This is a genomic window from Lacticaseibacillus chiayiensis (assembly GCF_004123795.1).
Lineage (GTDB): Bacteria > Bacillota > Bacilli > Lactobacillales > Lactobacillaceae > Lacticaseibacillus > Lacticaseibacillus chiayiensis.
This window is the reverse complement of the sequence record NZ_MSSM01000015.1, coordinates 16,874-29,922: the sequence shown is the minus strand read 5'-3', so window position 1 is coordinate 29,922 and position 13,049 is coordinate 16,874. Positions and strand designations below refer to the sequence as shown.

General features: G+C 46.4%; 12 protein-coding genes. 2 read left to right on the top strand and 10 right to left on the bottom strand.

All coding sequences use genetic code 11. The features are described 5' to 3' along the window. Positions 1–120: 120 nt before the first annotated feature. Together BVJ53_RS06910 and BVJ53_RS06900 are read right to left on the bottom strand one after the other, a co-directional pair. Positions 121–1,311: an acetate kinase gene (locus BVJ53_RS06910; RefSeq protein WP_129301774.1), complete on the bottom strand. Its 1,191-nt coding sequence runs from the start codon at positions 1,309–1,311 to the stop codon at positions 121–123. Positions 1,312–1,545: 234 nt separating this feature from the next. Then, positions 1,546–2,892: a replication-associated recombination protein A gene (locus BVJ53_RS06900; protein ID WP_129301773.1), complete on the bottom strand. Its 1,347-nt coding sequence runs from the start codon at positions 2,890–2,892 to the stop codon at positions 1,546–1,548. Between the two features lie 158 nt (positions 2,893–3,050). Here BVJ53_RS06900 and BVJ53_RS06895 point away from each other — a divergent pair, with 158 nt between their 5' ends. Then, positions 3,051–3,380 carry a hypothetical protein gene (locus BVJ53_RS06895; protein WP_047106588.1) on the top strand — a complete coding sequence of 110 codons (330 nt, stop codon included), beginning with the start codon at positions 3,051–3,053 and terminating at the stop codon, positions 3,378–3,380. A gap of 393 nt (positions 3,381–3,773) precedes the next feature. Here the strand turns inward: BVJ53_RS06895 and BVJ53_RS06890 are convergent, their stop codons facing one another. The 6 genes from BVJ53_RS06890 to BVJ53_RS06865 all read right to left on the bottom strand — a co-directional run bounded on the left by BVJ53_RS06890 (position 3,774) and on the right by BVJ53_RS06865 (position 11,001). After that, on the bottom strand, positions 3,774–4,766 hold the full coding sequence (locus tag BVJ53_RS06890; protein ID WP_129301772.1) for a DUF805 domain-containing protein: 993 nt from the start codon (positions 4,764–4,766) through the stop codon (positions 3,774–3,776). A gap of 140 nt (positions 4,767–4,906) precedes the next feature. Continuing rightward, positions 4,907–6,358, bottom strand: coding sequence for a helix-turn-helix domain-containing protein (locus tag BVJ53_RS06885; RefSeq protein ID WP_167470175.1), 1,452 nt, complete (start codon positions 6,356–6,358; stop codon positions 4,907–4,909). 394 nt (positions 6,359–6,752) lie between these two features. Next, positions 6,753–7,847, bottom strand: a complete 1,095-nt coding sequence (locus BVJ53_RS06880; RefSeq protein ID WP_129301771.1) for a DUF916 and DUF3324 domain-containing protein — start codon at positions 7,845–7,847, stop codon at positions 6,753–6,755. A gap of 86 nt (positions 7,848–7,933) precedes the next feature. Further along, positions 7,934–8,704 carry a WxL domain-containing protein gene (locus tag BVJ53_RS06875; RefSeq protein ID WP_129301770.1) on the bottom strand — a complete coding sequence of 257 codons (771 nt, stop codon included), beginning with the start codon at positions 8,702–8,704 and terminating at the stop codon, positions 7,934–7,936. A gap of 2 nt (positions 8,705–8,706) precedes the next feature. Continuing rightward, on the bottom strand, positions 8,707–9,045 hold the full coding sequence (locus BVJ53_RS06870; protein WP_129301769.1) for a hypothetical protein: 339 nt from the start codon (positions 9,043–9,045) through the stop codon (positions 8,707–8,709). Between the two features lie 15 nt (positions 9,046–9,060). Next, a complete protein-coding gene (locus BVJ53_RS06865; RefSeq protein ID WP_414467433.1) occupies positions 9,061–11,001 on the bottom strand; it encodes a cell surface complex protein in 1,941 nt (646 codons plus the stop codon). Positions 11,002–11,530: 529 nt separating this feature from the next. Between BVJ53_RS06865 and BVJ53_RS06855 the strand changes: the two genes are divergently transcribed. Further along, entirely contained in the window at positions 11,531–12,106 is a 576-nt protein-coding gene (locus BVJ53_RS06855) for a GNAT family N-acetyltransferase (RefSeq protein WP_129301767.1), read from the top strand. Positions 12,107–12,232: 126 nt separating this feature from the next. Here BVJ53_RS06855 and BVJ53_RS06850 read toward each other — a convergent pair whose 3' ends face one another. Together BVJ53_RS06850 and BVJ53_RS06845 are read right to left on the bottom strand one after the other, a co-directional pair. Beyond that, on the bottom strand, positions 12,233–12,529 hold the full coding sequence (locus tag BVJ53_RS06850) for a hypothetical protein (protein ID WP_129301766.1): 297 nt from the start codon (positions 12,527–12,529) through the stop codon (positions 12,233–12,235). Positions 12,530–12,694: 165 nt separating this feature from the next. Continuing rightward, the gene (locus BVJ53_RS06845) at positions 12,695–13,018 is read right to left on the bottom strand and encodes a DsrE family protein (RefSeq protein WP_129301765.1); all 324 of its coding nucleotides are present in this window, start codon (positions 13,016–13,018) and stop codon (positions 12,695–12,697) included. Positions 13,019–13,049: the final 31 nt, after the last annotated feature.

Below are 13,049 nucleotides of genomic sequence, written 5' to 3'. Positions count from 1 at the left end.
ATTCATCAACAAAAAAATAGACGCTAGATGACAAGCAATGAAGCTTGTTTCTAGCGTCTGTTTTTGGTTTGGATTGTGACAAACCTTTTTATAATGATCGCTGCAATCTGTTCTGGATCGTTAGCTTAAGGCCATCACGTCGCGCACAATCATTAACTCTTCGTTCGTTGGCACCAGTAAGGTTTTGACCGTTGAATCCGGCGTGCTAAGATCAGTTTCGACACCATGTGACTTGTAATTGAGATCGTTGTCGATCTTGGCGCCGAGGTAACCCAATGAGCGCATAATCTTGTCGCGGATTTCATCCCCGTTTTCGCCGATACCGGCAGTGAAAATGAGCGCATCCACGCCGTTCATCAAGGCTGCATAGGACCCGACATACTTTACGACGCGATTGACAAAAATATCCAAGGCTAGTTTCGCCCGTGGATTCGTATCTTCGGCCGCTTCTAAGTCCCGCATATCATTACTGAAACCGGAAATACCCAGCAAGCCGGAATCATTATTGAGAATATGAATCATCTGGCCAACATCCGGAATATCTAGTTTCTTCATCAAGTAAGCGACCAGTGATGGGTCAATATCCCCAGAACGTGTGCCCATCGTCACCCCTGCAAGAGGCGTAAAGCCCATAGAGGTATCGATTGACTGTCCGCCTTTAACTGCCGTGACACTGGAACCGGAGCCTAAATGCATGACGATCATCCGCAAATCTTCCAATGGCTTGTTAAGCATCTCGGCGGCACGAGTGCTCACGTAACGCACACTGGTTCCGTGAGCGCCATATTTACGCGCGCCATACTTTTTATAATAGTCGTAAGGAATGCTGTAAAGGTAGTTCTCTGGCTGCATGGTTTGATGAAAGGCAGTATCAAAAACCGCTACTTCAGTCGCCCATGGCATCATTTTCATGAAAACCGCGATATAATCAGCTTCAACTGGATTATGCAATGGCGCATAGTCGCGCAGGTTTCGAATCTGCAGCAAGGTCTCATCGTCAACGACAACGGATTCAGCAAAAACTTCGCCACCGGCAACAACCCGGTGCCCAACACCGATAATTTCATGCAAATGCTCGACTAAACCCAAAGACTTGATATTGCCCATCAAACTGGCAACTGCTTCTTGATAGTTGGCAATTGGTGTGTCACTTTCGTATTTTTGACCGTCACCATATTTAATTTTAACTTTCGATTGCGGCTGACCCAACCGATCAACCAACCCTTCGGCTAATTGAACCTCAGCCGGCATATCAAAAAGTTTCCATTTCAAGGTAGAACTACCTGCGTTGACTGCGAGAATTTTCGCCATTTTGTATTCCTCCTAATAGTGAGCTGAGCGTGAACCAGTGCGGTTAGGAACCGGAGCATAAGTGGCCTTGGACGTGATGGCCCGATCTTGGCCATTGCGACTAAGGTCCTTATGTGCAGGTTCCTGCACTGGTGAACGCGTTATAGTGAGCGTGAACCAGTGCGCGGCTTACCGCAACCAGTAGCTCACACAACTTCTCTCATAGCGCACCACTGCGCGCCGGCATCGTCTCAATCACGACTTTTTCTTAGCATCTGGTGGTTTAGGGGTAAGGTGTTGCGCGTGCCACGCCTTAATCTGTTCAAGTCGTTCTTTGACTTTCTCCTCACTACCTTGATCAGTAGGATGATAGTAAGTCCGACCCACCAAATTATCCGGCATGGTTTGCATCGTTGTCAGCTTGTCTTTGGCATTGTGGGCATATTGGTAATCTTTCCCATAACCGAGATCCTGCATCAAATCAGTTACCCCGTTACGAATTTGAAGCGGGACCGGTTCAGCCAATGTTTCGGTTGCATCTTTTTTGGCAGCTTCATAAGCCGTATAAAGCGCATTGGATTTGGGTGCCAATGACAAATAAGTAACGGCATGCGTTAAATGCACCGTACACTCAGGCATACCAATAAATTGGCATGCCTGATACACGGTAACGGCAATTTCCAAAGCTCTGGAATCAGCCATGCCGATGTCCTCGCTGGCAAACCGAACTAGACGGCGGGCAATGTACAATGGATCCTCGCCTGCCTCTAGCATGCGTGCCAACCAATAAATAGCTGCATCCACATCAGAATTGCGCATCGACTTATGTAATGCCGATATCAGATTATAGTGCTCTTCCCCATTCTTGTCATACAATAAGGCCTTTTTGGTCAATAGTTGTGCGACGTCGGCCTGCGTAACCGAGATAACATCCTCCTTGGTCTCGGCGTTCGTGACCGCCATTTCTAGCGTATTCAACGCGATCCGCGCATCGCCATTGGCAAAATCAGCAATTTGCCCCAACAGCTTTTTGCTGATCTTCACCTTCTGCAAGCCATAACCCCGTGGATCTTTCAATGCTCGTTGCAACAAATCAACCAGTTCAGCGCTGGTTAGACCATGCAAAACGAATACACGCGTCCGCGACAGTAATGCAGCGTTCACTTCAAACGACGGGTTCTCGGTTGTGGCACCAATCAGGATGATGCTGCCTCGTTCAACATACGGTAAAAAGGCATCCTGCTGGGCTTTATTAAACCGGTGAATTTCGTCAACAAACACAATCGTTTTTTGACCCAACTCGCGATTTTGTTCAGCCTCTTTCATCACCTGCTTGATTTCTTTAATGCCGCTGGTGACAGCAGAAAACGTCACAAACTGTGCTTTGGTTCTCCTGGCAATAATCCGTGCCAAGGTTGTTTTACCAACTCCCGGCGGACCCCAGAAGATCATCGAACTAATCTCATCATGCTCAATGAGATTGCTCAACACCTTATTCTCGCCTAACAGGTGGGTCTGGCCAACAAACTCATCGAGCGTTTGTGGCCGCATCCGACTCGCCAACGGCTGAAAGTTACCATTTTGAAACAGACTTTGATCCATATGCTCACCCCCGATCAACGTCCAGCCCTAATTTTAAGCGTTTTCAAGCCGCGACGCAATCATTCCATTGTTCTATTATTGTGTTAACATAATGATAAGTAAATCCATAGTCACCCAACGCTGTCACAACAATGTACGCAAGCCTCAGGAGGATTAAAATGGCACAATCACCTTCATCACTAGAAGGATTCCCAAAAGGCGAATTTGCGGCTTTTTCAACCGCTAAAATGACCCACTTCCTACCTTACTCACAGGACACAACTACGAAAGATCTAAAGGGATTCTTCGGCACCAACTTCCAGTACCTCACCAAAACACCAATCGGTCGGCTCAAAATCGAAATTCCGAACACCGAACCGCTCATCGTTCAGTATGGCGAAATTATTGCCCGTTTCACCAACGGTAAGTTCAAAGTCATCGACAGCAACTACTTCCACAAAAACTTCAACGATCCACTGGTTGATGAGGATTCAAAAGGCATTTACTGAGCAAGGCATGATGTTGCAGAAAATGGTGATCCATAAATGCGTGTGGGATGTCCTTACTACGCTAAATCTCGAACGATACAGAAGCCTTAGGCAATGAGTTCCGTGTCGTGCCAAACTCCGGCCAGACAGGGGCTGGCGACCGCGATGCTAGAGTGGTGGACATCACTGAGCCTCATCTGGCTTACGACTGCTCCGCTTTGGCACTCTAATCTTAATAGTTTTAACAAATTATCCATATTGTCCATGATGAAACAAAGAACGCACAAAATCCCATAACTGTGGAATCTTGTACGTTCTTTTCATGTGGCGGAAGTTATGACCCACCCACTTTGTCCACGTGGGCCAGCGCGGTCTCTGTACCAGCAAACGCGTTATTGTTTGAGATGAACTAGATTACTGTTCATCGCCCAAATTTTTAGGCGGTAAGGCAAGGATGACGATCTGGACAATCCAGATGATCAGCGGGATTAAGGTTAAGACAAAATTCGGGCTGCTTGACTGAAAAGCCGAAACCGCACTATTCACGATATAAAACGCAACTAACCACCACGGATTGACGCCTGCGTCTCTGAATCGGCGCCAGCTTACCGTCAGCATCGGCAAGGCCAACATGGACCATGCATAGAAGATGACGAGGAAGAGAACCAGCAAAATGAAGGCGCCGGATCCTAATGAGCTAAGAATACGCAAGACATTTTGTGGATCCGTCTTTACTACGTTTGATGTAGCAATGCCAAAGAAGGCAGCAATGAGTGAGAGGACAATGAAAAGTCCTGTGGGCACCACAATGAGTACTCCAAATAAAACGCTCCACCAGTACTGGCTCCGACTAGAGGTTCCAGTGAAGTCACCACCGCGAAGAAAGAGATTTTTAACAGCCGCCCCAAAGCTAACACCCAACGTGCTGTGTGCATGCGGTTGGGCAGGGAAAGGTTTCACTTCCTGCTCGCGGCTTGGCAATAGTAAAACGATCAGATTTGCTAGCACTGCAATGATCGGTAAAATGATAATTGGTAAAAAGCCCATACCATTGACCGTCAGCAACGGACCAGCCAAACCCAAGATCACGATGACGACGTACCACCACGGACTAACGCCTGCATCACGAAATCGCCGAAGGGTCAGACTCAGTTGAGGAAAGCTTAGATACGAAAGACCCAGGCCCAGAAGCCCCAGCAACGATTGCGCGATTTGACTGCCAAAAGATTTAGGCTCCGCAAAAATCGGTGTACTCATCACGACGATCAAAACACCTGCTACAGCCCCTACCAAAACCTGAGCTAAGAAAAGCCACCAGTATTGTGATCGCGAACTAACACCCTTGAAGTCGCCAGCACGAAAAAAGAAATCCTTTATTGCTGGCCAAAATCCGTTTTCTTGTTCCATTGTGCTTCCCCTCCAGTTGTGAATATCGTGAGTATACCATAAGACATCTATCGAACAAAAAAGATTGCCTTGGATAAGAAAACTGGCGTGTGAAACAATCACTTTTAATCACTCTTGCAGCGGAAAGCAATATTAAACGATCAAACTCCATGCGGCACTAGGCGGAACGTTAACAACTCACTAATCAGATTTTCCCAATCTTCTGTTCGCGGTGGTGAGAGCCAAATCACTTTAGGAATTTCGGTATGATGATACGCGTTGACCAAATCAGTAATGATCAGACGGGTTTGCGGCTGAACCTCGTTAGTGACCCTGACGTTTAGCATCGAAAACCGCTTGATGCCGCGCTCAATGATCGTATTATAAGCTTCTCCCAACGTGAAATCGACACAAATGTAAAGCGGCTCAAGCACGCTGCTCAAAGGCACATTTGCCACCAGCGTCAGCAAGCAGCGATAAAAAATAAATTGCCTCTGCTGATCGTCAAAATTTGTCGCTTGTTGTTTCACATAGGTTCGACAATATTCAAAATACTCCGGAAATGTTTTGGCAAAATAGCTAATTTCGCTGTGGTATTCAAAAAAACCGCTCCTGAGGGGAAAGGCCACAACGTCAATCCAACACTTGTCAACTTCATAGGTGATATGCTGTTTGGCTTCCAGCGTCAGGGTGACGTCAAAATATTCCTCAAACCCGCGAATAAAGTCATTGCTTTTTTGCGTCACTTCATCTGGGAAAATCACTTCCGGAGCTGAAATAATGCCCACAATGGCAAGAAATGTGCCTAAATAGTCACATTCGTTGTTGATGGCTTGGTCATTAGCTGTAAAATACGATTGAAAAATTAAAATGACTTTATTCCTTGCCTCAAGGGCTTGCTGACGGATTTTGCTAATAAGTTTCGCCACATCCGGCGATGTCGCGACAAAATGCCCTTGTTGAAAACGGGATAAGGAGGCGAGTAAATAAGCAATAGTTTCAATCATTTGACTCATTGATGGCGCGATCGCCGGTGTATCGATTAATGCAAGCAGTTCATGTAAGGCAGCACGAATCCGATCATCAAAGGCTTCTTCTCCAACGTGCGTCACGATGATAATTTCGGATAATAATAAACGGATCGCCAGTTCATCGCCGGTCAATTCACCGTTGTTGCTAAGGTTGATGCCCCATCTTTTCAGGGTTTGGCGAAGTGCTGTAAATCGTTTGTACATGAAGGCATAGCTAACATAATGGGCTTCGGCAAAATCATATAAGTCGAAATCATGCGTTTGCGTCGCCAACAACATCAAGATCCGAATCTGATAAGAACGTTGAAGATAATGGTTCAAAAAAAAAGAAATATTGGTGTTATGATTTTTGTGCAAAATCGTTGTCGTTTCGGACACATCAATATCAAATAAGCCGTTTAGCTGAAAGGACTCAATGTCGTCTGCAATTTCCTTAGTGCGCCGCTTGAACAGATAATACGAGATATTTAGTTTATGCTGCAGTTCGCTATTTCTCAGCTTTTGATTTGGATGTTGATCAAGATAATTAAGCAGCTGGAGTTTCTTTTGGTCATTTTTTTCCATTAATTCAGATAATCTCATGCCTACCACCCCACTTTACGACAAAAACACGCAACTCAACCAATGTTTGACATCCCTGCCAAAAGCCCAAACGCCTACCAAACCAATTGAAACAGGCATTCATTGCTGTTTTCAATCAAGGCCATCTCATATAGCATGAAAAATTCGCACAGTTAGGCTGTCAGCGTTGTTTGACGTTGACAGCCTAATGTGCGGATTTTAAAGTCTACTTTTTAAGTTGCGCGCCTCTTAGAAATGCTCACCTCTTAATAAGTGGTCATTTCATCAATTCCATACGGTGAGTTTGAAAATTTCAAGCCTATGCCAATGTGCTGACATCCAAGGTGTTATTGGTTTGGCGCCGCATCATCCGAGGTTAAAAGGAGTATCTTTTTTAACTTTAATTGTAACATGTTTAATTGACGTGCACACGTTTCGCGTCTTTCTTACGCTTCCGTTTGACCAACATGATCACCAATATCGCAATTACGATGAGTAGGAGTGCAACCACCGCTAGTAATGCATAGACCCACCAATGATTCGTTGCTTTCAGGGTCACGTCCTTTTGATTCAGATCCTGGGCAGTGTGACCGGTAATGGTAAACTGCTTAGTCAAGGTCCAGTGGTTTTGATACCGCTGCTTATGCCCATTGACCTGCCTTGTCACCTGACCATCCGGACTTTGATTACCATAGACCTCTAATTGGGCAATGTAGGTGCCTGGCTCTAGTGCTTTCCCTGCCAAGGCAATCGGGAAATCGAAAGTCGTGTTCGGCGCTAATTGCATGCCTTCTTTTTTAACCTTATAAAGCACTTTTTTGGCACCTTTGACACGTACATTTGCATCAATGGCAACTTTATTGATGAAAGTCGGCGTGACGTTTTCCAAAGCCGCGGAAATGACGTTGCGATAGTTCACCTGCCCCGGCCTAACGGTACTTAATGTCATTTGTGGCGCAACCGGTTGGGTGGCTTGTTGAAGCACCAGGCCAATAACATAGGAAAAACGATTGTTGATCGACATTCCTTTGCTTTGTTCCTCTTTGGCCTGATCTTCCGTTCGGTGTTCCTTAAGCGTGATCCCGCCAGCCATCTGCCCTTTCAGTGGCGCATCAGGCATGGTCACATCTAAATTCAAAACTGTATTGCCCTTGGCCGGGATCTTGATTTGACTGGGTGCCTTAACATAATCCTTAAGATTAAACACTAGGCTTTTGGCTGGTCGAATGTTATTGGGACTGTATTCCACCACGCCATTAATGTTGGTGGTAGCGCTGGCAATACCGACATCGACCGTGACCTCATTGTCTGTATCATTACGGAGATCAACGTGAAGGGTTTGCTTCGCGCCTCGGTCCATTTTGATGTCAAAATAACTAACATCTTTGTGAACCTGATTATCTGGCAGCTGCGCCTTTGCGGCAAAATTCAATTCCGAACCAAAAACATGGGCAGCAGGGGTCATCAACACGGCAATAAACGCTGCTAAACAGAAAAGTATTTTCTTCACAGAAATCTCCTTTTTAAAATGCGGGGCTCGGCGGCTGTCGTTAAAGTCACGCATAAGCCGGTCAAATTGCAATTACTTTTAAAGCATTAAGGTTTGGTGGTGGTGTTGGCTGGCGTGGATTCTAAGGTCCAGGTCAAAGCGGTGACATAAGCCTTGGCCATTTTCGGAGTTTTACCCGGAACGGACAATTCAACGGATCGGTTCATTTGCTTGTCGTCACCAAAGCGATAAATCCATGTCCCCATCCCTTGGTCTTTCACCGCTTCAACCGGTGCAATCTGAGCGGTACCCGGGATTAATTCAAAAGATCCTAAACCTGTCGGGGCATATTTAGCGTCGGTTGCGGAAACTAAGCTGGCATTCTTGAACTTTAATTGTGCGCCGATTAATTCGCGGGTGGCATCATCTTTCACCGCAAATTGCTTCTCTTGTTTCACCTTTAATGTCCAGCCTTCAAACGTTCCTCGCTTGTCAGAGATCTGAACAAAATTAGGGCGGTCAACTGTTGAACCATCTTGCTGGGTGAATGCTTGCGGTTTGGCATAGTATTTCGCATCGTCACTGCTGATGGCTGCTTCACCGAATGTAAAACTGGAAACAAAGTCTAATGACAGTGGACCGCTCGTGCCAGGCGTTGGGTTGCCACCCGGGTTACTTGGATCAATCGGTTTGATCGGATTTGGGTCGGTCGGGTCAAGCGGATCTTTCGGATCGGTAATTGAACTGTCCGCTTTAAAAGTCACTTCACCGTTTGAAATCATGTCGCTCGCCGAAGTTGCGGCGTTCACGACGCTCGGGGCCATGATGCTTAACAAGGTTACGCCCAATAATGGTGCGGTCCAGATACTCTTTTTCATTTTTATTTTCCTTCTTCCTTATCTTCTTTGTAACGTCTGATGACGAAAAGCAACAACATGGTGCATGTCAGCAAGCTGCCGATTAAGCCGTAGAGTATTTCCGGCCTTGCCCCAAGTCGCGGTATAAGACCTTGCTTAAACGGCGGTGCTTGTGACGTTGTTGCTAGCTGTGATGGCTGGTGATTCGATGGTGCCGGTGATGTTTGGTCAGCATCAGACGAAGTTGGCTCAACGAAAATAATTTCACCTGTCGATGTGCGCTGATAATTGGCACTGACACCAAACACCGGTTGACAGGCAAGTCCTAGCAAAAGAACAGCCAGCGAAAACCATTTTTTCATTTGGCTTATTCTTTCTTAATTTCCCGGTACATCCTGCAGCGACCAATCCAGTTCCCCTGAGAAGCTGCCGAGTTTTTGTTTTTCAGTCGGCAAGGTCAATTTAAACCCGCGTGCAGTACTGTCAGTGGTCATATTCCATTCGCTGCTAACATCTCGCTCGACGACATCCTTCGTCACTTCAGCAAGGATCGCTTGATCGGATATTGTCTGCTCCTGACCAGCCTGGTTGGTGTACGTTAAATACCTAGTCGCATCCACGTCACCATTTTTAAATGGGCGTGCCATTCTGAGATACAATCGTGATTTCCGGGGCCCATTGGTTCGCGAATCCTCGATTTTCAACGCTCCTTGAACTTGTGGCCGCAAAATTTGCGTAACGCCGGTGATGGTTTGCTGACCAAAATCCAAATCCGGCACACTGATCAAAGCCAGCTTGCCTACTGGTTTGGGCGGCACAACATTCCGTGTCAGTCTAAACGCGGAAGCCTCGGCAACTCGCTTGGCAATATCACCAGGTAGTGGCGTTGGCTGCCGACTCACTTGCTTACCATTAAAAATCCAATCGTCATCACTGGTTTGGGTCGTCAGCAGCTGACCGTCAGCATGAACCCCATATCCTTTTGTTTCCTGATTAAAAGGTTCAAGTCTCACATTGGCCGTGTCCGAAACCAAACCGGTTGGACTCGTTCCCCCATGTTTCCCCGTTTCAATAACAAGCTCGTCGGCATTATCAAGCGTCAGGGTGCCTTTTCCCTTTTTAAAGAAATCACCGTTGATGTTTTTTAATTTGGCTTTCGCGCCGGGACCGAGATGGATATCGGAGTTACTGTTAAAATTATTTTCTCCAACAGTTTCAACCAGTAGCTGGCCATTTTTTTGGACATCGATGGCCAAGTCGTGGTTATAGAACATTAAATTACCAGCGTTTTTTCGCGTGGTCTTAACATCCAGAACAGCCTCTTCACCCACTTTGATGCGATTATTGTGAATCGCCCCGATCCCCGTATAAACCAGGGAATTAGCGGTAACCACTTTCAACCGTGCGCGCTTTTTAAGTTCAAGTTCCAACGGCCCGGTTGACGGCCAAAAGGTACCTAACACCTCGCCTTTATCCAAGGTAATGGTGGTGTCCGAATCTTCTTCAAACAAAAAATTGGTTGCCTCGGCAAATTCCTGGACAAGCACTGAACCAGGATTCTTCGTTGTATAAAAAGTGTTCTTGCCTTTGAAAATGACCTGGTTACTGTCATCGCGAATGTGAATCGGCTGGGCGCCATAATCTGAGTAATAGTTAACATTTTCAACGATAATCTGACTGTTCTTGATACTGTTATCAGCTGGTGCTATACCATAGTAGTTATTCGCTGAATGCTTCACCTTCGCGTCACCGATTTTAATATTTTTAAAGGTGATCGCGATGTTGCTGGCGGCAAAATAGATGCCGCGATGCCAGCTCAGACCACCGTTATACATATAAGTGTATTTGTGATCGCCATCGATGGTAACAGAGTGGTGCACCGGAATGGCGGTCGCACCAATATTGATATCGGCTGTCAGTCGCACATACGTTTCACCGCCCTTGATGGCAGCTTCCAATTCTTGGACAGTTCCCACTAAAAAGGGGTTGGTTTGATCCGCGCGTGAGGTTGGAACAGATCTTTTTTGACGCCGCTTCGGTACGGCCGACTCATCCGCCTGATCCGTCAGTGGTTGTTGCTCAGTCGCGCCGGTAAGCTCATAGCTAGCAGCTGATGCGTTCATGGTACTCGGGGACTTTTCACTTGCACTCGCTGATGGTGAGCTGCCTTCTTCTGACTGACTTGGCGAACTTGCGGAGGCGGCTGGCTGTTGCGGCCGCGAACCCAGTGCTTCATTTAAGACTGGGCTAGGTGCCGATGCCGCTGCTTGCGAACCGATATTTAATGAAAACGGTTGTAACAGCATGACACCCGACAAAAGCCAAAAAAAAACTGTTTCATTGTGTTTCACCCCTTTCTCGATGTTATTGATTATATAAGGGGGTCCTGTAACTTGTCATTTTTGCTTTTTATTTATAGGCTTAAAAAATAAAAAAATAACGTCCGGGTACGTTTGTTTCCGTGGTTTACCGGATATAAAAAATCATTATGAAAACGCCGTCAATTTTATTTGGTCGGTTTAAATCTTTACAAGCAGCTTGTGAAACCGTTCTTTAATGATTTAGAAAGAACGGTTTCACAAACCACTCATCACCATTTAACGCAAGCCAAAAAGACTTTTGCTAATAACGGCAAAGCGGTGATATTCATAGGCAGGTCGCGAGTGGTTCGCGCTCCACCATAACGCGCTCTCCAGCGCAAAAACCTGCGCATAAGGGCCTTGGTCGCAATGGCCTAAGACCAGGCCATTGCGCCCAACCCCACTTATGCTCCGGTTTTTAACCGCGCTGGTTCGCGCTCAGCTAATTTATGGTAAGCTAACGTCATCATCTTCATGGAGGAAAGTCATGCAGAGTTTTGAAAAATACCATCCCATTATGTCGGTTCATTACACGATGGACTGGCTAACGATGTTTAAAATTAAGGACGTCTTTCGGCTACGAGCCGATCAGCAAATTGCTGCAGAATCCGGCCGGCAATTCGACCAGAAGATCACGGACACGGCACGCTACATTAACCGCTCCATGCGGCTGGTGATGAGCAATAACGCCTTGCTTTACGGCATCAAGGATCGTGGCACCAATGATTTTCTCGGTAGTTTCTGCATTTGGAACTTCAGCGAAAAGAAGACTATCGCGCAGATTCGGTTTGAAACTTTGGCTGCCTACCAAGGGCAAGGCATTATGACTGAAGTGTTGAAGCGCATGTTAGGCTTTGCCTTTTTCGAGCTCGGCCTCAAGGAAGTTTATGTCATTTTACCGGCAACGAATGATCGCGCAGCTAACTTACTGACTGCCAACTTCTTCACGCAGGTCGGCGATTACCGTCATGAACGCACCTTGCCTGATGGCAGCAAGGTGCCGCTGGTTCGTTACGAACTCACGGCTGATGCAGTGGCGGATAAAGAAGATTTCCATTTTTAAAGTGATGAAAAAAAGATTTCTTTCATATGACGGCAATCAAAAAGCGACCTCCACAAATGCGGGGGGTCGCTTTTTGATTGCCACTGACTGCTGCTAGCGACAATTTGATTAATCATGCTATATCGATTATGCCACACCGATCGGAAAGCGCGCGAGTATGACCATCAAGTAGCCGGCCAACGCGGGGATGGCAACGACCGTACCGATGAAGCGGCTGAAGCCTCGCGAGACACCTAACAGCCGTAATCTTGCCACAATCGCATCCATTAAGAAGAAGGCACTGGCAATAGCGCCAAATAAAGTGCCAGTCAGCACACCAAACTTGAAAAGGACAACACTGGCAACCGCGGCGATCACCATCATCAATAACTCCAATTTCATCAAACGCTTATACTCGTCCGAATTATTTAAAAAATTAAACATACACGCTTCAGACTCCTTCACCTAGGCTCATATGGATGAAGTGAGCATAGCATGTCTCCAAGGCCACATTGCCACCAATTGGCTCATTTTGAAAAGAGCTTAATCATTTTAACGAAAACGCAAGCCCTTGCTAGGAGCGGCTACACAAAAAGTCTGAGCCATCCGCTACGGTTTAATATACGCATAACCGGCCGCTTCCGCCTGAGCCAGCTTAATCACGCCAACCGGAACAATTGCCACAGTCGCCGGCAACTGCTTTTCATCCAAATGTCGCTGAGCCAGTGAGTTGTGGCAGGCAAAGAACTTCACTTGCTGGTGAATAGCGATAAAATTGACCACATCTTGATCAAAATAAACGGTAACGCCATCGCCGTTGACTAGCACTTCCAACTCGGCATCTGGCTCAGCCGTTAGAAAATTAGTCAAATTCGAAGCCAGATGGGGCCAGCGCTCGGTCGTATCTAAATGAAAAATTGCCTTTAGCACCATTGTTAATCACCTCGAGATGAGCATAGCATAG